Below are 19,454 nucleotides of genomic sequence, written 5' to 3' on the forward strand. Positions count from 1 at the left end.
AATTTGCATATCCTAATTCTTACCAAAAAGGAGCCATTTATTTCCAAAAACACAAACTTATTTACACTACCGGCTGATTTTCAAGCGTTTTTTGGGGCTGCTTCTCTTTTCTGTCATAGGAATGACGTGATGATGAAACCCTGAAGGAGACGGTGGAGGAAGCGCTTTTGCAGATAGAAGAAAAGAGATATTCATCTCTAAAAATGACAAAAATTTACGGTAACTGTGAAAAATGTCTTGTTTCTTTTGTACAAGCTGACAGTGTATAATATAAATATCAAGAGGAGCACAGTCAAAACACACAAAATCTTATGGGATATTGCCTGTCTGATTGTGCAGAAGAATGAAGGAGGATATTTATATGAAAAAGAAACTATTATCCGCACTTTTATGTGCAGCCATGACGGTATCGATGACAGCCTGCGGTTTGTCCGCACCGGAGGAACCAGCAAGTGATGCAAAAACCGATACAAAAACAGATGCCCCGGCAGATGAGAAGACAGATGATGCAACAGAAGATAAAGCAGATGACGCTGCTACTGCTACTGCGGGAGAGGCAGAAGTTGTCCTTACTTTTGCAGAGGTAAATCCTTTAGACACCATTGTTGGTCAGATGGATACCGCTTTTAAGGATAAAGTGGAAGAACTCTCTGGCGGACAGATTCAGATAGACCTTCAGGCCAGCGGCGTGCTTGGCGCTGAGCAGGATGTTTTGGATTCTATGCTTGGAGGCGGGGGTACTATTCAGATGTCCCGTATTTCTGCATTCGCACTGACAAATTACGGCGGACAGAAATCTTCTCTGCTTTCCGTACCTTTTACATTTGTAAGCCGTGACCACTTCTGGAAATTTGCAGAGTCAGATTTGGCAGAAGAAATCTTAATGGAGCCCCATGAGAACGGAACCGGGGTGAGAGGTTTGTTCTATGGTGAGGAAGGTTTCCGCCATTTCTTTACGGTTAAAGAAGTTGCTGATATGGAAGATTTATCCGGCATGAAAATCCGTGTGTCCAATGACCCCATTATGAATGGTCTGGTGGAAGGATTGGGAGCATCTCCCACGGTAGTATCTTTCGGCGAGTTATATTCCGCACTGCAGACAGGCGTGGTAGACGCAGCAGAGCAGCCCATTGCAAACTACAAGTCTAATGCATTCCAGGAAGTTGCGCCGAACTTAATTTTAGACGGACATACACTTGGAGCAGTTCAGGTTATTATTACAGATCAGGCGTGGGACAGCTTGACAGAGGAGCAGCAGGGATGGATTACAGAGGCAAGCGAATACGCTTCCAATTTCTGTCATGAGATTTCCGAGAAGGCAGAGAACGAAGTGTTGGAAGAGCTTAAGGGCCAGGGAGTAAACGTGGTTGAGGTTTCCGATATTACAAAATGGCAGGAAGCCTGCAAGAAAGTAATTGAGGACTCCACAAAAGACAATGCAGAACTGTACCAGAAAATTGTTGACATGAAATAAGGCGTGCCAGGATATTTGGTAAGTGCTTTTGGGCACAGAGAGATAAGTGCTCTTTGTGCCCTCTTATAATATAAGGAGGGATGGTATGCCTAAATTTTTTGAGACAATGGATAAAATCCGCCCGGCATATGATGTGGTTTACAAGATTGTGCTGTTTATCTGCAAACTTCTCTTGGTGGCGGACATTTTGATTACCAGTATGGCGGTAATTGGACGGTATGTCTCTTTTGTGCCGGACCCGGCATGGAGTGAGGAGGTAGTGCTTACACTGATGGCCTATATGGCTGTGTTGTCTGCAGCCCTGGCAATCCGCAGAGGGGCTCATATTCGGATGACGGCTTTGGATGTTTATCTTCCTAAGGCTTTGATTAAATTTTTAGATATTTTGGCAGATTTGTGCGTTTTTGTTTTAGCTATTGTTATGATTACAGTGGGGTGGAAATATGCCACATCCATAGGCTCTAAGGGATATTATGTAAGTATGCCCACACTTTCCAAGTTCTGGCAGTATTTCCCCATACCTTTAGCGGGAGTTGCCATGGTAGTGTTTGAGCTTGAAGCTATTTACAACCACATAAAGAGTATATTTGTAAAGGAGGGAACAGGCAAATGACAGTAAACAGTACGGCGATTGCTATTCTTTTGATTAGCTTTCTTGTTATGATTATTTTAAGGTTTCCCATTGCCTATGCAGTGGCTTTGTCCTCTCTCTTCTGCCTTTTATCCCAGGGGCTTCCCTTAACCACTATCTGTCAGCAGATGGTGAAAGGAATCAGTTCTTTCAGTTTAATGGCGGTTCCTTTTTTTATAACTATGGGTGTGCTTATGGGCTCAGGAGGTATATCGGATAAGTTGATTGCCCTGGCGGATGCCTGTGTGGGCTGGATGACCGGGGGCATGGCAATGGTAAATATTGTGGCATCCTATTTCTTCGGCGGTATTTCCGGTTCTGCATCTGCGGATACTGCATCCCTGGGGAGTATTTTGATTCCCATGATGGTGGAGCAGGGATATGACGACGACTTTTCCACCGCAGTAACCATTACTTCTTCCTGTGAAGGACTTCTTGTTCCACCCAGCCACAACATGGTAATTTATGCCATGGCTGCCGGAGGGGTATCCGTGGGAAGTCTGTTTTTAGCCGGTTACATACCCGGGGCGCTCCTTGCAATTTCCCTGATGATTGGTTCCTTTATCATCTCTAAAAAACGGAACTATCCCAAGGGAGCAAAGTTTTCCCTTAAAAATCTTGGAAAACAGTTTTTAGTGTCCTTCTGGGCGCTGGCGGCAGTGATAATCGTGGTAGTGGGCGTGGTAGGCGGATGGTTTACCGCAACGGAATCCGCAGCTATCGCAGTTATCTACAGCTTGATTGTCAGCGTGTTTATCTATAAAGGACTGGACTGGAAAGGTGTCTGGAAAGCTCTGGAATCCTGTATCGATACATTGTCCATCGTATTGATTTTGATTTCTACATCCAGTATCTTTGGATATTGCCTGACTACATTACATGTGCCCGATTTGGCTGCAAATGCCATTATCGGTATCAGCAGGAACCCAATCGTCATTGCCCTTTTATTGGACTTGATTCTTTTGTTCCTTGGCTGTATTATGGATATGTCACCTATTATATTAATTGCAACACCAATTTTGCTGCCTATCGCAACATCTATCGGCATCGACCCCATTCAGTTTGGTATTATGATTGTATTAAACTGTGGTATCGGACTTTTGACACCTCCGGTTGGGGCGGTTCTCTTTATCGGATCTGCCGTGGGTAAAGTAAAAATGGAGCGGGTGGTAAAAGCAACCCTTCCTTTCTATCTGTGTATGGTAGTGGTATTGCTCCTGCTCACATTTATACCGGAAATCAGTATGTTTTTGCCAAATCTGCTGGGTTAATTATTTAGAAATTTAAAGAGAGGATATTCCATGAAATACCGTTTTAAAAGTGAAGTGAAAGCTCTGGATTTTTGGAAATTGTCCATGTATAAAACCTACCACGCCATAGCGGGCGTCTGTAATATTGTGTTTACCGCAGCTATGTTTGGCCTGTTGTTTCATTTTTGGGACAGCGGCAAAGATATCTGGATTGGCTTGATTCTCTTTGGATGTGTTTTGTTTCCTGTGATTCAGCCCCTGTGTATTTATCTGCGCTGTGTCAGGCAGGTAGAGGATATCCCAAAGGATTTGGAACTGGAATTTGACGAGGTGGGAATCCGGGTATTTGCCGGGGGAACCGAAGAAAAGATTCCCTGGAAAAAAGTCAACCACGTGGTGAAACAACGGGATATGCTGGCAGTATATACGGACAGGAATCATGGTTATATCCTTATGGAGCGTACCCTTAAGGAACAGTGGGAAGAATTTTTGGAATATTTGAGGGCGCAAATAAAAAATTAAAGGAAAAGGGTGGCTCGGACAGGAGGATTCTGTTTTGAGACGCCCTTTTTAGTTCAGGGATTGGAGCGGAGAATTGAAACAGAAAATAGCAGCAAGATGGCAGGCGTTAAGCATTGAACAGAAAAGTTCTTTTTTTACAAAGTTAATTTTTTTCCTGTTTCTTATGGTTGTATTATTTGATATCTGGGTGGTGCGTTTTTCCGTCTTTGATTTTAACAAGATCCTGGAGGAAAACTTAGAGAGCGGCACTCTGCTGCAGTGCGTTCAGGAGGAGACACAGCTTTTTGCAGAATTTGTGAAAAACCGTGAGAAAAACACGGAAAAAGAACTGGATAAGGCTATGGAAAATACTTGGAAGGCCGTGGAGGCCCTGCCGTATGATTATGGAAGCATCGGGGAAAAACGGTATAATAAAACCTGGTCGATTCAAAATTTTTACGAGGTATACCAGGAGAAAAGAGATGCCTTTTTTTTCATGAAAGGATATGGCACCCAGTATGTCACCAGTCTTTATGAAATCTATGATATGCAGGAGTATCTGCAGAAATATGCCAGGGAGCTTATGAGTGATACCCTTCATGACGGGAATGACATATACCGGGAGAAGGTTCCGGGGCTTATGCGAATTCCCGTATTTATGGTAATCCTTGGAGGTATCCTGCTCATCGGGGTAGTTCAGCAGACGGAGCTTATGAAAAAAGGTATTACGGAGCCTATTCTGGAACTGGCAAAGGCATCCAAGAGAATTGGAGCCAATGATTTTTCCGGGGAGGATATTAAAACCAACAGCCAGGATGAGCTGGGGGAGCTGGTACACGCCTTTAACAAAATGAAGTATGCTACTGGGGGCTATATTCAGGCATTGGAGGAAAAACGCAAAACCCTGGATTTGCTCCATCAGGAGGAGTTGGAGCGGCTGAGTCTGGAAAAGCATTTGGAACTTACACGGATGGAACTTTTAAAAAATCAGATAAATCCCCATTTTCTCTTTAATACTTTAAATGTAATCGGGGGTATGGCAAATCTGGAGGAAGCTTTTACTACAGAAAAAATGATTGTGGCATTAAGCTCTATTTTCCGCTATAATTTAAAAACCACGGATCCTCTGGTGCCTCTGGTTCAGGAAATTAAGGTGGTGCAGGATTATATGTATTTGCAGGAGATGCGGTTTGGAGGAAGGATCTCCTATGAATTTTGCTGGTTGGTGAATCCGGAGCAGGTCATGATTCCGGTGTATACATTTCAGCCCCTGGTGGAGAATGGGATTATCCATGGATTATCCAAGAAGGAAGAGGGGGGGAAAATACGCATCCGAATCTGGGAAAAGGAAGAAGTGATTTTTATCACAGTGGGGGACAACGGAATTGGGATGGAGCAGGAGGAACTTTGTGCGCTGAGAAACAAATTAAATTCCGGTGAGAATAAAGGAATCGGCCTTGGAAATATTTATAAGAGAATTACATCCATGTATCAGGGCGGTGAACTTTTAATATTCAGCAAAAAAAATGCAGGGACAGTGATTCGGATTAAAATTCCCCTAAGCGGGATTGGGGCAGGAGGAGAAGAATATGTATCGGGTTTTGGTGGCAGATGACGAGCCTATTGAGAGAATGGTAGTGACAAAAAAGCTGCAGAAATATTTCCCCGGCCAGCTTGAAGTTTTTCAGGCGGCAAACGGCAGGGAGGCAGTGGAAATATTTCGCAGAGAGGGTTTGGATATCGCTCTTTTGGACATTGAAATGCCGGGAATTAACGGCTTGAAAGCCGCAGAAATTATCCGGGGGGAAAGCAGGGATGTAAGCATTATATTTTTAACTGCATTTGATGAGTTTAGCTATGCAAAGCGGGCGATTTCCGTAAAGGCCCTGGACTACATTTTAAAACCTGCGGAGGATGGGGAGCTCCAGGCGGTGATAGAGGAGGCCATGCAGCTTGCAGACCAGGCATTTCAGGGAAAATCCGCAAAAGAATGGGAAGAAAAGTCACCGCCGGAGCATTTTGCAGAAGAAGGCCAGGAAATTACACGTATCCGTGTGGCGGCGGAAAAAATCAGGTCTTATATTGAAGCACATTATAGGGAAGATGTATCCCTTCAGGATGTGGCGGGGATGATGGACTATTCCGACGCATATTTCTGCAAGATTTTTAAGCAGTGTTTTCAGAAAAGTTTTATTATGTATCTCTCAGAATTTCGGGTGGAAAAAGCCAAGGAACTTTTGGAAGATACTATGGTGAACATTAAAGATGTGAGCAGCAGCGTGGGATACCGGGATTCCAATTATTTTGCCAAAGTATTTAAGCGCATGACGGGCTGTACCCCAAGCGACTACCGTTTTAAGGTATTACAGAATAAAAAGCAGGATGGAAAATGATGCATAACAGGATAAAAAACGCCCTTCCGGCAGTTGTTTTTTTACTGGCCTTGGCAGGGTATATGATAGTGGGGGACCATGTATTTGAGAGAACGGGGCCGGAGTATGTTTTTTCCTATGGGGAGAATCAGGGGGAGGATTATCCCACCACCATGGGGGCCTACCGATTTGCCCAGTTGGTGGAAGAACAGACGGAGGGCAGGATTAAAATCCTGGTGACAGCAGACGGAGGGTTAGGCCAGGAGGGGGAAGTGATATGGCAGATGCAGCACGGGGGAATAGATTTTGCCCGTGTTTCCCTGTCCCAGCTTTCCGCCATGGATGATGGTATGAATGTGCTCCAGCTTCCCTATCTCTATGAAAATTCTGACCATATGTGGCGGGTTTTGGAAGGAGAAATCGGAGATGAATTTATGGAGCGGGTGAAGGGCTATGAACTTGTTGGGCTTTCCTGGTATGATGCCGGGGCAAGGTGTTTTTACAATAATCTGCGGCCCATCACCTCCCCGAAAGATATGGAAGGGATGCTAATCCGTGTACAGCAGGCGGATATGATGGTGGATATGGTGGAGATGCTTGGGGCACAGGCGGCGCCAATCAGCTATGAGGAAGTGTACTCAAGCCTTCAGAGGAGAAAGGTGGACGGAGCGGAAAATAACTGGCCTTCCTACGAGTCTATGAATCATAATGAAGTGGCAAAATATTTTACTGTGGACGAGCATACCAGAATTCCTGAAATACAGCTTTGTTCCAAACATACCTGGGAGAAACTTGACGAGAAAGACCGTGAGATAATTCTCGCATGTGCCAGGGAGTCGGCTCTGTATGAGCGGGAACTGTGGAAAAAGCGGGAAAAGGAATCTATGGAGAAAGTGATTGGGGAGGGGACGGTGGTGACGGAGCTTTCCCAGGAGGAAAAAGAGGAATTCCGAAGGGCTACAGAGGATATTTATGAGGAATACTGCGGGGCATATATGTATATCGTGGAGAAAATCCGTATGCTTGGGGAGGGCAGTTAGTCATGGTTCATTGCCCAGGGGAATAAAATGTGTTATACTCTAAAAAGTTCAAGAAAAAATGTGAAAAAGGATGGAGAATATATGGATATCGTAGTTTTAGCAGGGGGAACCAGCGCAGAGAGGGACGTGTCCCTGCGTTCCGGTGGAATGATTGCAAAAGCTCTTAGGGAGAACGGCCACAGAGTGCTGCTTCTGGATGTTTTTATGGGCTATCATGACAGGGAAGAAGATGTGTCGGACATTTTTGAACAGACAGAGGAAGCCAGTGTAAAGACAGAGGGAATCAAAGAGACGGCCCCGGATTTGGCGGCGGTAAAAGCTATGCGGAAAGACAAGTCAAGCTGCTATTTCGGGCCCAATGTGATTGCAATCTGCCGCATGGCGGACATTGTATTTTTAGCCCTTCACGGGGAAAACGGGGAGAACGGGAAGCTTCAGGCGGCTTTTGACCTTTTTGGCATCCGCTATACTGGAAGCAATTATTTAAGCAGCGCCATCGCCATGGATAAGGAGATAACGAAAATATTTTTTGAAGTGGGGGGCGTACCTACGCCAAAGGGCATTAAGATGACGAAAAAGAACCGGGAGGATAACTTTGAACTGACGGGACTTCGGCTGCCCTGTGTGGTAAAGCCCTGCTGCGGCGGTTCCAGTATCGGCGTTTCTATTGTAAGGGATAAAGAGGAGTACAAAAAGGCTTTAGAGGAAGCTTTTCTCTGGGAGGATGCGATTCTTATTGAAGATTACATAAAGGGAAGGGAGTTTTCTGTGGCTGTGATTGAAGGGAAAGCCCTTCCTGTTATTGAGATGGCTCCGGTGGAGGGTTTTTACGATTATAAAAATAAATACCAGGCGGGAAGCACCGTGGAGACCTGCCCGGCGGATATTCCTAAGTCTGTGGCGGTGGAAATGCAGCACTATGCCGAAGAAGCCGCAAGGATTCTGGGGCTTGACACCTATTCCAGAATGGATTTTCTCTTAAATGAGGCGGGGGAGATTTTTTGCCTGGAGGCAAACACCCTGCCTGGGATGACAGAGACCAGCCTGATTCCCCAGGAAGCGGCCGTGGTGGGAATCAATTACAGACAGCTCTGTGAGAAACTCATTGAGATATCGCTGAACAAACAGGAGTAACCATGGAAAATATTACGTTGGAACAAATTTTAGAATGCTGTCAGGGACAGTATTTTGGCAGTAGAGAAGATTTAAAAAGAGAGGTCACAGGTATTGTGACAGACAGCAGGAAAATAGTGCCGGGTAATCTTTTTGTGCCCCTGAAAGGGGAAAAAACCGACGGTCATAAATATATTCCCCAGGTTTTAGAGGCGGGGGCGTTGGCATCCCTGTCGGAAAATGTACTTTCGGGAAATCCGGGGAATTATATTTTAGTGGAATCCGCTTTAGAAGCCATGCAGAGGATTGCGGCATTTTACCGGAACTATCTGGGGCTTAAAGTGGTGGGGATTACCGGGAGTGTGGGGAAAACCAGCACAAAGGAAATGATTGCCTCCGTGTTGAAAGAGCGCTATAAAGTGCATAAAACTGCGGGAAATTTTAATAACCATATCGGTCTGCCCTTAACAATTTTCGGCCTTAAGAAAGAACACGAAGTGGGGGTTTTGGAGATGGGCATTTCCGATTTTGGGGAGATGCACACTTTAGCTTCCATGTCAAATCCGGATATCTGTGTGCTTACCAACATCGGTCTTTGCCATTTGGAAAATTTAAAGACCAGGGATGGGATTTTAAAGGCAAAGACAGAATGTTTCCAGCATATGAGGGAAAATGGACGGGTAATTTTAAATGGCCTTGACGATAAATTAAATACCATAAAAGAGGTAAAGGGCTCCTCCCCGGTATTTTACGGCAGGGAGGGAGACGCTGCCTATGCCACAGATGTGACGGACTTAGGGCTTTTGGGCATCCGCATCCATCTGCATCTTTACGGCGAGGTGAGGGAAGTGACGATTCCCATTCCCGGAGAGCACAATATCTACAATGCATTGGCTGCCGCCTGCGTGGGGCATGAGCTTGGCATGGATATAGAGGAAATCTGCCGGGGAATCCAGAGTGTGGAAACCATCGGGGGAAGGAGTAACCTGATACAGGTTAAAGGCATGACCTTGATTGACGACTGCTATAATGCAAATCCTGTTTCCATGAAAGCCTCCATTGATGTGCTTTCCAAAGCGCCGGGAAGAAAAATTGCAGTGCTTGGAGACATGGGGGAGCTGGGAAAAGAGGAAAAAGAACTGCATGCCCAGGTGGGAACTTACCTCTCGGAAAAAAATATCGATCACCTCTTCTGTGCGGGGGAGCTGTCCCGGGAAATGGCCAGGGAGGCGAAGGGAAATCCCAGGTGCACAGTGGAGCATTTTTCTTCTAAAGAGGATTTGATTCCCGCACTTTTACAGGAGGTAAAGGAAGGGGACACCATACTGGTAAAGGCGTCCCATTTTATGGAATATCCTAAAATTATAGAGGCTCTAAGGAAGCGCTGATTTCATCATCCCTTCCCTAAAAATGTAGAAAAAGCGCCTGGCTATGGGCGCTTTTATTAATCGGAAGATTTTTGTCCAATCGTTTTCTGTTGATTTTTTAACATTTCCAAAATAATTTCCTGGGTATGGCTGCCCAGATGTTTCTGCTGGTCTTTGTCTAAAGTTTTTGGGTAGATAGGTTTGCCGTATGTTAAGGTTACGGAAGCAGATTTGATAAAGGGAAACTGTCTCTCAAACACATCTGCGGAACCGGTGAGGGCCATGGGAACAATGGCGCATCCTGTCTTTTCTGCAATTTTGAAACTTCCTTCCTTAAAGGGTAGCATTTCCGTGTCGTCTTCGCTTTCGCACCTGGTTCCCTCCGGGAAAATGCAGATGGAAACGCCGTTTTTTATCTGTTCAATACAAGAGAGAATGGTCTTTAACCCAGCTTTTTTGTCATCCCGGTTTAAAAACTGGCAGTGAAGGCGCTTCATCCACATGGACAAAAGAGGAACGTGTTCAATGGAGTCCTTAGCTACATATCCAGTTAGTCCGGGGCATCTTTGGTATGTCACTACCGTGTCGAAAAATCCCCGGTGGTTTCCTATATAAAGCACCGCTTCCTCTTTGGGGACATTTTCTTCACCCTCCACAGTTATCCGGGTGCCGCTTAAGAACAAAACTACTTTAAATGCCCACTGCACCATACGCAGCTGGGAAATGTCTGCGGCGTAGGGATGTTTTTTGGCAATCAGCCATTCCACGCCCCATATAGGGATGCTGCAGATTAAAAAGAGCAGTACAAATAGGGCAACGGCAATTAATCTTATCATGGCGTTTATCCTCCTATTTTGGTAAAATCATTCCTATTATACTAACTGTAAAGAGGAATTACAACCGGGTTTTTTGAATATTATGTAAAAAATGTAAATTCAGGGAAAGGAAAAGAAAGGCGGTATGGAGAATGAAAATTGATATAAATAAATATTTTCATCCAGGAATTATTCTAGCGTTTTTTTACATAATGATGTTCATTGCCGGTTGTGGAGTGGAAAAGACAGATGAGAGCAGAGTGCAGGATGTGGATTACTGTATTGTGGAGGAAAACGATATCCCGGAGGAGCTCATGGCAAAAATAGAGGAAAAAAAGGCGGCGGATTTAAAAATGGTCTTTGAAAATGACGATTTTGTTTATATCGTCCGGGGATATGGGGAACAGGAGACAGGGGGGTACAGTATACAGGTCACTGATGTATTTTTGACAAAAAATGCTTTGGTATTCCAGTCTAATTTAGTAGGACCTGCCAAAGATGAGATAAAAAATGCAGTCCCCAGCTATCCATATGTAGTATTAAAAATACAGAATATGGATAAAAATGTAATTTTTGAATAAGGTTGATACAAAATATAGTACTTATGTCCTTTTTGACATCATTGCGGTGCAGTGTTATACTAGACAAGTAGACTTACCATCAGTGCCGGAAGAAAGGGAGGAACTACTATGCAGCAGTCAGACATCAACAAAGTGCGTGCATCCGTACACCAGCAATGTGGAAGCAAGGTTATGATTCAGCTTGACCGTGGAAGAAACAAAATTGATGTTCAGGAAGGCGTAATCGTAGACGCATATCCCAGTGTGTTTACAATTTTGGTCAGTGACCAGAACGGGGATAACCCACCCCAGTTACTATCTTTTAGCTATACGGATATTATTACCAGAGATATACGAATGAAACTTTGTTAGTGAAAAGCATAAAAGCCCGCTGTTTTGAATAAGATGTATAAATTCAGAACAGGGGGCTTTTTTAGTGGAATTAGAGAATAAAAAACTGCATGGAAATCAGGAAGTGGGAAGAGCATTCAGCCAGATTACGCTGGATGATGATTATAATCTTCCGGATTATAAGCCGGACTTGACAAAGGTGATACGGGAGAGGGGAACTATTCGTTTTGAGGAGACCCATGTGAGCAGCGGCCATGTGTGGCTGAAGGGCGTCCTTTCCTTTTCTATTTTGTACAGGACGGATTTGGACAATAAGAAGCTAAACCAGCTTCAGGGCGAGATACCTTTCCAGGAAAGCCTGGCTATTGACGGGGTGGAGGAGCACAACCCGGTGAAAGTGGAGGGAAAAATTGAGGATATCTCTGTCAGCGTAATAAATTCCAGAAAACTGAGCATCCGCTCTCTGGTGGAGTTTACGGCGGCAGCAAAAGTATCCGGGGAAGAAAAAATTCTCACCGGTATCAAGGAAGAGAATTCCTGCGAGATGTTAAAGGAAACCTTAGAGGCATTGGAGCTTATCACAGACAAGAAAGACACTCTTAGGATTCGCAAAGAACTGTCCCTTTCTTCCAATAAGCCAAATATGGAAGAAATTCTCTGGAGCAGCGTGGAGCTTAGGGGAATGAACAGCAAGCCGAAAAACGGTGAGATTGAAGTGACAGGGGAAGCGCTGATTTATGTGCTCTATGCAGGTGCCGAGGAGGAAGCGGGACTTCAGTGGTTTGAGACCACCGTACCAATCCACGGAGGGGTTGAGTGCAGTTCCTGCGAGACAGAGCAGATTTACTGGGTGAAACCATCCCTGGAACAGTGGAGTATGGAAATCCGCCCGGACGAAGACGGGGAGGAGAGGAATCTTATGCTGGAGATGGTTGTCCAGTTGGAAATCGGATTGTGGCGGGAAGAGTCCATTGAGATGATTTCAGATATCTATGCCCTGGATAAACAGATAAAGCCGGAATTTAAGACGGCTGTTTTCCATAAACTGTGGATGAAAAACGAGGTAAAATGCAAAATAGCAGATAAAATAGAACTTTTAGAGGGGGATGAGGATATCCTTCAGATCTGCGTCAATGAGGAGACCCTGAATATTGAGCAGACGAATATTACAGAGGACGGGGTGCTGGCGGAGGGAACCCTTACCGTGGAAATCCTTTATATGACATCGGACGATTCCATGCCTTTGGGCGCAAAGAAAGCTTACATACCTTTCCAGCAGATGATAGAGATGCCAAAATCCCAGGGGGAGATGCAGATTTGGCTTCACGGGGAGATAGACCAGGTGACAACCGTTCTTTTGGACAGCAGAATGATTGAGGTGAAAGCTGCCGTCACATTAAATCTACTGGCTTTCCAGAAACAGGAGAGGCAGTTAATCACCAATATTTCCCAGGAAGAGCTGGATTTAAAAGCGCTGCAGCAAAGTCCTGGAATTGTGGGATATATTGTGCGGCCTGGGGACAAATTATTCTGTATTGCCAAGGAGCATCACACCACAGTGGGAAATCTTATGGAGACCAACCGTCTGGCACAGCCAGTGGTAAAACCAGGGGAGAAATTATTAATTGTAAAAAAAGTTGAATAATTTCTGTGAAAAACAGCAAGAAAGTGCTATAATATTTACAGAAATTTTTCGGTTAAGGTACAGAGCGTAATATGCCGTGAATGCGGCATGAGGGTACGGGAAAGAGAGGAAAACTATGACAGAGACGCAATACAGGAGAGCAAACAGAACTGTTTTTCCAGCGGTTATCATTATACTGGCCTATGTGAGTATCACATTACTGGCTTTTGTGTCTAGCGGAAAAGGGGTGACAATAAGGACTTACGTGCAGCTGGCGGCGGCGGTCTTGGGGATTGCAGTGTGTATAGGGCTTTATGTTGTAAAGCGTGACACAAAACTATGTGCTTACGGAATTCTGGCATCGGCAGTCTTCGTGTATGGAATTTTGCGGACAGTGGGTACAAGGGAGGATAATTTTTCCTATATTTTTCCCGTATTATTTGCTGCTGTTACATATTTGAACCTGCGGCTGATTGTCATAGGAAACGGAATTATCTTAGCGGTAAATGTGATGCATGTGATTATAAATGCCAGCCTCTTTTCCCAGGAGCAGGGGGCCACTATGATGGTGAGTGTATTTGTCTCCTTCCTGGCGGCATTTGTTTCTGTACGTGGGACGAAGCTTTTAAAAGAGTTTGACCAGGAAAATATGGATGTAATCCAAAATGCTATGGAGGCGGCGGAAGAAAACCGGAAAGCAGGGCTTATGATTGCGGAAAATGTTATCCGGCATTTCCATGACGCCATGGAGATGATGAATACTTTAGAGGAAAGCCTCTCCACCAGCAACTTTTCCATGAGCAATATTGCGGACAGTACGGAGAGCACTGCCCAGGCCATACAGCAGCAGGCGGTGATGTGCCAGAATATCAGGGAATATGCCGAGGAGGGCATGACGGTTGCCGACACGATGATAGAGGAATCCCACAATGTGGAATTGTCCGTGGGGGATGGGGTCGCTTTAGTTGGGGAACTGCGCACCCAGGCGGACAGCGTTGCAACGGCAAGTAATATGGTGGAGGGAACCATAGAAGAGCTGACAGATAAAGTACATGAGGTGGGGAGCTTCGTGGATACCATTTTAAACATTTCCAGCCAGACAAATCTTCTTGCCCTCAATGCATCTATTGAAGCGGCAAGGGCGGGAACTGCGGGGAGGGGATTTTCTGTTGTGGCGGAGGAAATTCGGAAACTTTCGGAAGATACCCAGCAGGCGTCCAATAATATTACAAATATTATAAAGGAGTTAAATACCGGGGCGGTACAGGCAAGTGAAAGCATCGTCAACGCCATAGATTCTGTGAAGAAACAGAATCTGATTATTGAGGATACCAACGGGAAGTTTACGGAAGTGGAAAATAAGGTGGGAATTCTTGTGGAAAAAATTAACACAATGAGCGGTATTATGACCCAGACTGTGGATTCTTCCAATGTGATTTTTGACAGCGTTTCCCATCTGTCCGCTGCCAGCCAGGAGATTGCGTCCTCTTCCAATGAGGGATTGGAAAATTCTGAAATCACCGTAAAAGAAGTGGCCAGATGCAAAGAGGTTTTTGACGCCATTTATACTTTAGCTGAGGATTTGCAGAGCAGGCTGGAAGGATAATTAGTGAGGCAAAGGGGCATCGTGGATGCCCTTTTTTCCTGTATCACGGTTGAAATGGAACAGTGTTAATGATATAATACAAAAGGTGCGGAAACGGTGATTACAAAAGCCTAAATAAAAAGGATGATGGCATGAAAAATAACAGTGTACATAGAAAAGCAGCGGCCCTGATGCTGGCGGCGGTTCTGGGTTTTACAGGAAGCCAGAATGTTTTGGCGGGAAATATGTCAAAGGCTAAAGATGAGAAGGCGAAGGCGGAACAAAACCTTGACAATGCCAATAACGAGATAGAAGCTATAGAACGGAAACAGTCCCAGCTCCAGGGGGAGATTGACGCAAAGGATGCGGAACTGGTAAATCTTTTAGTAAATATGGGGATTTTGGAGGATGAACTGGATGCGAAAAGCCAGCAGTTAGATGAGGTGACTGTGGAGCTTAAGGATGCCCAGGTTTCGGAGAAGAAACAGTATGAGGCCATGAAAAAGAGAATCCAGTTTATGTATGAGCGGGGAGACGGGGCCATGGTGGAAGCCATCCTTGGCTCAGAGGATATGTCGGAATTTTTAAACCGGGTGGAATATGTCTCAGAGATTTACAATTATGACAGGAGGCTTTTGACCCAGTATCAGGCTACGGTAAAGCAGGTGGCGGAATTAAAGACCACAGTGGAGACAGAGAAGGCAGAAATGGAGGCTATGCAGGAGGAATATGCCCTGCAGCAGCAGTCTCTGGAAAACGTTTTGGCGGAAAAACGCTCACAGATGGGAAGTTATGACAACCAGCTTGCCTCAGCCCAGGCGGCAGCGGCTGCATATAAGCAGACCATTGCAGAGCAGAATGCCATAATCAAAGAGGAAGAGAGAAAAGCCAGGGAGGCGGAAGAAAAGGCAAAGGCAGCGAGGCAGGCGGCTGCCAGCCAAAATAGTGCTTCAAATAATTCCGGAAATTCCGGAAATGCAGGCACAGGAAATGAACAGGGCGGTAGCAGCTCGGAGGACGGACAGGAAACTTCGGGAGGAAGCTCCGGTGACAGTACCGGAAGTACCGGGGGCGGAGGCGGACAGAATCCCTCCTATTCCACCGGGGTATCCGGGAGTGACGTGGTAAATTATGCCTGCCAGTTTGTGGGGAATCCTTATGTCTGGGGGGGGACTAGCCTGACAAACGGCGCTGACTGTTCTGGATTTGTAATGAGTGTCTTCGCAAAATTTGGCATTTCCCTGCCCCACAGTTCCGCTGCCCTCCAGGGATGCGGCCAGGCGGTGAGTTACGCAAATGCACAGCCCGGAGATTTAATATGCTACAGCGGCCATGTGGCCATTTATATGGGGGGAGGAAGGATTGTCCATGCCCAGAGTACCGCAGTGGGAATTACCACATCCTCTGCCACTTACCGGACGATTGTATGTGTAAGGAGAGTGCTGTAATGCCAAAGAAAAAAAAGAATATAGGAATTTTTTTGGCAGTTGTGGCAGTGTCCCTTGTCCTTGCCGGGGCGGCAGCAAAAAACAGGACAAGAAAATGGGAAAAAGTGGTTTACGCAGAAAATTTGGACAAAGTGATTGCCACAGTGGATGAAACCCCCATCACCCTAAAGGATTTTGGGATTTATGCTGTCCACGAGGAAAAACTGGTGCAGCAGCAGGCCCTTGTCTATGACAGCGACACAAAAAAATATTGGAATACCCATACCAACGGGGGATTTTTAAAAATTACGGCCAGAGATGCAGCCATTGATCTGGCCATTCATGATGTCATTTTTTATGGCATGGCACAGGAAATAGGCCTTTCCTTAAATGAGGAGGAGCAGGAATACCTGGCCAATGAACAGTTGGATTTTTGGAGTGATTTGGAGGAGGATCAGAGAGAAAAGCTGGCCATATCCAAAGAGGAAGTGGAGGAGGCTCTCTTTAAAATGGCCCTGGCACAGAAAATGCAGCAGCAATTTGCACTGGAAAAGGGAAAGGATGGCAGTGAGTATGACTTAACAGGTGATGCCTATCAGGACATGTTAAAAGAACATGATGTTATAAAGAAGGAAGAAATGATTGACCATATTGATTTTGGAAATATAATTTTAGACCATAAACAATAGATACAATTTATAGAAAGGAAACAGACAAGGAATATGGCTGGAAAAATAGGAAGAAACGACCCATGCTGGTGCCACAGCGGGAAAAAATATAAAATCTGCCATCAGGCATTTGACGAGAAAATAGCAATGATACAGGGTGCAGGACACATTGTCCCCACACACGATTTGATTAAAACCCCGGATCAGATTCACGGGATTAAGGAAAGCGCTAAAATTAATATTGCGGTTTTGGATGAAATTGCAGAGAAAATCCATGCGGGCATGAGCACAGAGGAGATTGACCGGCTGGTCTATGAGAGAACTACCGCTATGGGAGGGATACCGGCGCCTCTAAATTACCAGGGATTCCCCAAAAGCGTTTGTACGTCCTTAAATGATGAAGTCTGCCATGGGATCCCCTCGGAGGATGTGATTTTAAAAGAAGGGGATATTGTCAATGTGGACGTGTCCACGAATTTAATGGGATATTATTCCGATTCCTCCAGAATGTTTTGTATCGGGGAGGTAAGCACGGAAAAGCAGAAACTGGTGCAGGTTGCCAGGGAATGTATTGGAGAGGGATTAAAAAAAGTAAAACCCTGGGGATTTCTGGGGGATATGGGACAGGCGGTTCATGATTATGCCTATGCCCATGGGTACACAGTAGTCCGGGAGATTGGCGGCCATGGGGTTGGGGTGGAATTTCATGAGGATCCTTGGGTAAGCTATAACAGCCGGCAGGGAACAGAAATGCTTATGGTGCCCGGAATGATGTTTACCATTGAGCCTATGATAAATATGGGGAAAGTGGAGATATACGTGGACGATAAGAACAACTGGACCGTGTACACGGAGGACGGCAAGCCTTCCGCCCAGTGGGAAGTGCAGGTGCTGGTAACAGAGGAGGGCTATGAGATTATCTCATATTAGCGCACAGACAAAGTAGAAAAGAGGAACCTATGAAAAGATGGCAGATTGCAGCAAGAATTTTGATGTTGGCTGTAATATGTGGACTTGCCGGCTGCGGGGAGAAACATAAAGCTGAAGCAAAAGATTATTATGCGCTGGTGCAGAAGCAGGAGAAATTTGGATACATAGACGGCACAGGAAAAAAAGTGATTGATTTTTTATATGAGGACGCAGGAAATTTTTCGGAAAACGGCCTGGCCTACGTGTTAAAAGATGGCAAATATGGATATATTAGTACAGACGGGGAAATGGTTATAGCCCCCCAATTCGACAGGAGTTACGGCTTTTCCCATGGTTATGCGGTTATTGAGGAGCAGGGAAAGTTCGGAGCCATTGACACCCAGGGAAATGTGGTGATAGAGCCAAAGTATGAGGGGATTTTTACCTTTGGGGAAAACGGCTTGGCAGTTTACCAAAAAGGAGACAAGTACGGCTATCTGTCCAAAGAGGGAGAAGAAGTGATTCCGGCCCGTTATACCATGGCAAAGGCATTTACAAAAGAGGGGCTGGCCGTCGTCATGGAAGGTGAGTATTTTGGGATGATTCGGGAAGATGGAAGCGAGGCTGTGCCCGTGGAATATCAATATCTGGATGATTTAGGGGAAAACGGCCTGGCTTTGGCACAGAAGGACAATAAATGGGGCTATATTGATAAGGATGGCAGGACGATAATTGACTTTATTTATGACGGGGCCTCCTCTTTTTCAGAAAATGGCCTGGCGGCTGTGTTTACAGGGGGGAAATACGGATACATTGACAAAAATGGGAAAAAAGTTATCCCCTTTGAATATACTAATGCGGGAAAATTTGCAGATGCGGGAGACGGGAACTTTCTGGCGGCTGTGTGCCTGGAGGACCGTTACGGCTATATCAATGAAAAGGGTGAGAAAGTCGTGCCCATCCGTTATGGATATGTGAGCGACTTTTCAAAAAACGGCCTGGCTGCAGTGAGCAGTGACATGGGATGGGGCTATGTAAACCAAAAGGGAGAGGAAATCGGAAGCTTTACATACCAGTATGCCAGCACTTTCGGGGAGTCGGGTCTTGCCATTGTGGAGGCAGAGGGAGCTTACGGCTGCATGAACAGCGAAGGGGAAATTGTGGTGGAGCCGGAGTATGAAAATATAGGTACTTTTGTAAAAGTAAAATAAATATGAAACAGGAGGAACAGAGGATGAAAAAGATTGAGGAATACGTAAGAAGCATACCGGATTTTCCCGAGAAGGGTATTATTTTCCGGGATATCACCAGCGTTTTGGGAGACGCAGACGGATTGAAGCTGGCCATAGATTCTATGATTGGCCTGTTAGACGGCCTGGAGTTTGACGTAATTGCAGGTACAGAGTCCAGAGGGTTTATTTTTGGCGTGCCCATCGCCTATGCCCTGGGGAAACCCTTCGTGCCTATCCGGAAAAAAGGAAAACTTCCCTGTGAGACAATTTCCGCATCCTATGATTTGGAGTACGGCTGTGCAGAAATTGAGATGCACAAAGACTCCATCAAACCCGGGCAGAGGGTGATTTTAGTGGATGACCTGATTGCCACAGGGGGGACTATTGAAGCCTGCATCCGTCTGGTGGAAGAACTTGGAGGAGAAGTTGCAAAAATTATTTTCCTTATGGAACTTGCAGGGCTTAAGGGAAGGGACAAGCTTTCCGGATATGATGTGGCATCCATCATAACTTATGAGGGAAATTAAGAAGAAAA

General features: G+C 45.4%; 19 protein-coding genes. 18 read left to right on the top strand and 1 reads right to left on the bottom strand.

Annotation, left to right across the window (positions count from 1 at the left end):
• Positions 1-361: 361 nt before the first annotated feature.
• From D7Y06_RS13995 to D7Y06_RS14035, 9 genes are all read left to right on the top strand, one after another.
• Positions 362-1,474, top strand: a complete 1,113-nt coding sequence (locus tag D7Y06_RS13995) for a TRAP transporter substrate-binding protein (RefSeq protein WP_120408399.1) — start codon at positions 362-364, stop codon at positions 1,472-1,474.
• A gap of 85 nt (positions 1,475-1,559) precedes the next feature.
• Positions 1,560-2,087 (top strand): TRAP transporter small permease, encoded by a 528-nt coding sequence (locus tag D7Y06_RS14000; protein ID WP_120408400.1) that lies wholly within the window; start codon positions 1,560-1,562, stop codon positions 2,085-2,087.
• A complete protein-coding gene (locus D7Y06_RS14005; protein ID WP_120408401.1) occupies positions 2,084-3,376 on the top strand; it encodes a TRAP transporter large permease in 1,293 nt (430 codons plus the stop codon). The genes D7Y06_RS14000 and D7Y06_RS14005 overlap by 4 nt, the downstream gene beginning before the upstream one ends.
• Positions 3,377-3,406: 30 nt before the next feature.
• Positions 3,407-3,877: a YcxB family protein gene (locus tag D7Y06_RS14010; RefSeq protein WP_120408402.1), complete on the top strand. Its 471-nt coding sequence runs from the start codon at positions 3,407-3,409 to the stop codon at positions 3,875-3,877.
• 73 nt (positions 3,878-3,950) lie between these two features.
• Positions 3,951-5,471 carry a sensor histidine kinase gene (locus D7Y06_RS14015; RefSeq protein WP_243119326.1) on the top strand — a complete coding sequence of 507 codons (1,521 nt, stop codon included), beginning with the start codon at positions 3,951-3,953 and terminating at the stop codon, positions 5,469-5,471.
• Entirely contained in the window at positions 5,446-6,249 is an 804-nt protein-coding gene (locus D7Y06_RS14020; RefSeq protein WP_120408403.1) for a response regulator transcription factor, read from the top strand. The genes D7Y06_RS14015 and D7Y06_RS14020 overlap by 26 nt, the downstream gene beginning before the upstream one ends.
• Positions 6,246-7,268 carry a TRAP transporter substrate-binding protein gene (locus tag D7Y06_RS14025; RefSeq protein WP_243119327.1) on the top strand — a complete coding sequence of 341 codons (1,023 nt, stop codon included), beginning with the start codon at positions 6,246-6,248 and terminating at the stop codon, positions 7,266-7,268. The genes D7Y06_RS14020 and D7Y06_RS14025 overlap by 4 nt, the downstream gene beginning before the upstream one ends.
• Positions 7,269-7,349: 81 nt before the next feature.
• A complete protein-coding gene (locus tag D7Y06_RS14030; protein ID WP_120408434.1) occupies positions 7,350-8,402 on the top strand; it encodes a D-alanine--D-alanine ligase family protein in 1,053 nt (350 codons plus the stop codon).
• A gap of 2 nt (positions 8,403-8,404) precedes the next feature.
• Positions 8,405-9,769: a UDP-N-acetylmuramoyl-tripeptide--D-alanyl-D-alanine ligase gene (locus tag D7Y06_RS14035; protein ID WP_120408404.1), complete on the top strand. Its 1,365-nt coding sequence runs from the start codon at positions 8,405-8,407 to the stop codon at positions 9,767-9,769.
• Between the two features lie 56 nt (positions 9,770-9,825).
• Here D7Y06_RS14035 and D7Y06_RS14040 read toward each other — a convergent pair whose 3' ends face one another.
• Complete coding sequence (locus D7Y06_RS14040; protein WP_120408405.1) at positions 9,826-10,584, bottom strand: lysophospholipid acyltransferase family protein; 759 nt, start codon at positions 10,582-10,584, stop codon at positions 9,826-9,828.
• A gap of 131 nt (positions 10,585-10,715) precedes the next feature.
• Here D7Y06_RS14040 and D7Y06_RS14045 point away from each other — a divergent pair, with 131 nt between their 5' ends.
• From D7Y06_RS14045 to D7Y06_RS14085, 9 genes are all read left to right on the top strand, one after another.
• Positions 10,716-11,144, top strand: coding sequence for a protease complex subunit PrcB family protein (locus D7Y06_RS14045; RefSeq protein ID WP_120408406.1), 429 nt, complete (start codon positions 10,716-10,718; stop codon positions 11,142-11,144).
• A gap of 108 nt (positions 11,145-11,252) precedes the next feature.
• A complete protein-coding gene (locus D7Y06_RS14050) occupies positions 11,253-11,495 on the top strand; it encodes a Veg family protein (protein WP_120408407.1) in 243 nt (80 codons plus the stop codon).
• A gap of 64 nt (positions 11,496-11,559) precedes the next feature.
• The gene (locus D7Y06_RS14055) at positions 11,560-13,119 is read left to right on the top strand and encodes a DUF3794 and LysM peptidoglycan-binding domain-containing protein (RefSeq protein WP_120408408.1); all 1,560 of its coding nucleotides are present in this window, start codon (positions 11,560-11,562) and stop codon (positions 13,117-13,119) included.
• A 115-nt stretch (positions 13,120-13,234) separates the two neighbouring features.
• On the top strand, positions 13,235-14,704 hold the full coding sequence (locus tag D7Y06_RS14060; protein ID WP_120408409.1) for a methyl-accepting chemotaxis protein: 1,470 nt from the start codon (positions 13,235-13,237) through the stop codon (positions 14,702-14,704).
• A 131-nt stretch (positions 14,705-14,835) separates the two neighbouring features.
• Positions 14,836-16,131 carry a C40 family peptidase gene (locus D7Y06_RS14065; RefSeq protein ID WP_120408410.1) on the top strand — a complete coding sequence of 432 codons (1,296 nt, stop codon included), beginning with the start codon at positions 14,836-14,838 and terminating at the stop codon, positions 16,129-16,131.
• Complete coding sequence (locus D7Y06_RS14070; protein WP_120408411.1) at positions 16,131-16,799, top strand: hypothetical protein; 669 nt, start codon at positions 16,131-16,133, stop codon at positions 16,797-16,799. The genes D7Y06_RS14065 and D7Y06_RS14070 overlap by 1 nt, the downstream gene beginning before the upstream one ends.
• Before the next feature lie 33 nt (positions 16,800-16,832).
• Positions 16,833-17,708 (top strand): methionyl aminopeptidase, encoded by an 876-nt coding sequence (locus D7Y06_RS14075; protein WP_120408412.1) that lies wholly within the window; start codon positions 16,833-16,835, stop codon positions 17,706-17,708.
• Positions 17,709-17,737: 29 nt separating this feature from the next.
• Positions 17,738-18,898: a WG repeat-containing protein gene (locus D7Y06_RS14080; RefSeq protein ID WP_120408413.1), complete on the top strand. Its 1,161-nt coding sequence runs from the start codon at positions 17,738-17,740 to the stop codon at positions 18,896-18,898.
• A gap of 23 nt (positions 18,899-18,921) precedes the next feature.
• Positions 18,922-19,446, top strand: coding sequence for an adenine phosphoribosyltransferase (locus tag D7Y06_RS14085; RefSeq protein WP_120408414.1), 525 nt, complete (start codon positions 18,922-18,924; stop codon positions 19,444-19,446).
• Positions 19,447-19,454 lie beyond the last annotated feature (8 nt).

It is taken from the genome of Roseburia sp. 1XD42-69, from assembly GCF_003612565.1.
GTDB lineage: Bacteria > Bacillota > Clostridia > Lachnospirales > Lachnospiraceae > Roseburia_B.

What these genes read in the sequence shown, in the direction of transcription:
- D7Y06_RS13995 (WP_120408399.1), top strand. Translation starts at nt 362, where the DNA reads ATGAAAAAGAAACTATTATCCGCACTTTTATGTGCAGCCATGACGGTA.
- D7Y06_RS14000 (WP_120408400.1), top strand. Translation starts at nt 1,560, where the DNA reads ATGCCTAAATTTTTTGAGACAATGGATAAAATCCGCCCGGCATATGAT.
- D7Y06_RS14005 (WP_120408401.1), top strand. Translation starts at nt 2,084, where the DNA reads ATGACAGTAAACAGTACGGCGATTGCTATTCTTTTGATTAGCTTTCTT.
- D7Y06_RS14010 (WP_120408402.1), top strand. Translation starts at nt 3,407, where the DNA reads ATGAAATACCGTTTTAAAAGTGAAGTGAAAGCTCTGGATTTTTGGAAA.
- D7Y06_RS14020 (WP_120408403.1), top strand. Translation starts at nt 5,446, where the DNA reads ATGTATCGGGTTTTGGTGGCAGATGACGAGCCTATTGAGAGAATGGTA.
- D7Y06_RS14025 (WP_243119327.1), top strand. Translation starts at nt 6,246, where the DNA reads ATGATGCATAACAGGATAAAAAACGCCCTTCCGGCAGTTGTTTTTTTA.
- D7Y06_RS14030 (WP_120408434.1), top strand. Translation starts at nt 7,350, where the DNA reads ATGGATATCGTAGTTTTAGCAGGGGGAACCAGCGCAGAGAGGGACGTG.
- D7Y06_RS14035 (WP_120408404.1), top strand. Translation starts at nt 8,405, where the DNA reads ATGGAAAATATTACGTTGGAACAAATTTTAGAATGCTGTCAGGGACAG.
- D7Y06_RS14040 (WP_120408405.1), bottom strand. Translation starts at nt 10,584, where the DNA reads ATGATAAGATTAATTGCCGTTGCCCTATTTGTACTGCTCTTTTTAATC.
- D7Y06_RS14045 (WP_120408406.1), top strand. Translation starts at nt 10,716, where the DNA reads ATGAAAATTGATATAAATAAATATTTTCATCCAGGAATTATTCTAGCG.
- D7Y06_RS14050 (WP_120408407.1), top strand. Translation starts at nt 11,253, where the DNA reads ATGCAGCAGTCAGACATCAACAAAGTGCGTGCATCCGTACACCAGCAA.
- D7Y06_RS14060 (WP_120408409.1), top strand. Translation starts at nt 13,235, where the DNA reads ATGACAGAGACGCAATACAGGAGAGCAAACAGAACTGTTTTTCCAGCG.
- D7Y06_RS14065 (WP_120408410.1), top strand. Translation starts at nt 14,836, where the DNA reads ATGAAAAATAACAGTGTACATAGAAAAGCAGCGGCCCTGATGCTGGCG.
- D7Y06_RS14070 (WP_120408411.1), top strand. Translation starts at nt 16,131, where the DNA reads ATGCCAAAGAAAAAAAAGAATATAGGAATTTTTTTGGCAGTTGTGGCA.
- D7Y06_RS14075 (WP_120408412.1), top strand. Translation starts at nt 16,833, where the DNA reads ATGGCTGGAAAAATAGGAAGAAACGACCCATGCTGGTGCCACAGCGGG.
- D7Y06_RS14080 (WP_120408413.1), top strand. Translation starts at nt 17,738, where the DNA reads ATGAAAAGATGGCAGATTGCAGCAAGAATTTTGATGTTGGCTGTAATA.
- D7Y06_RS14085 (WP_120408414.1), top strand. Translation starts at nt 18,922, where the DNA reads ATGAAAAAGATTGAGGAATACGTAAGAAGCATACCGGATTTTCCCGAG.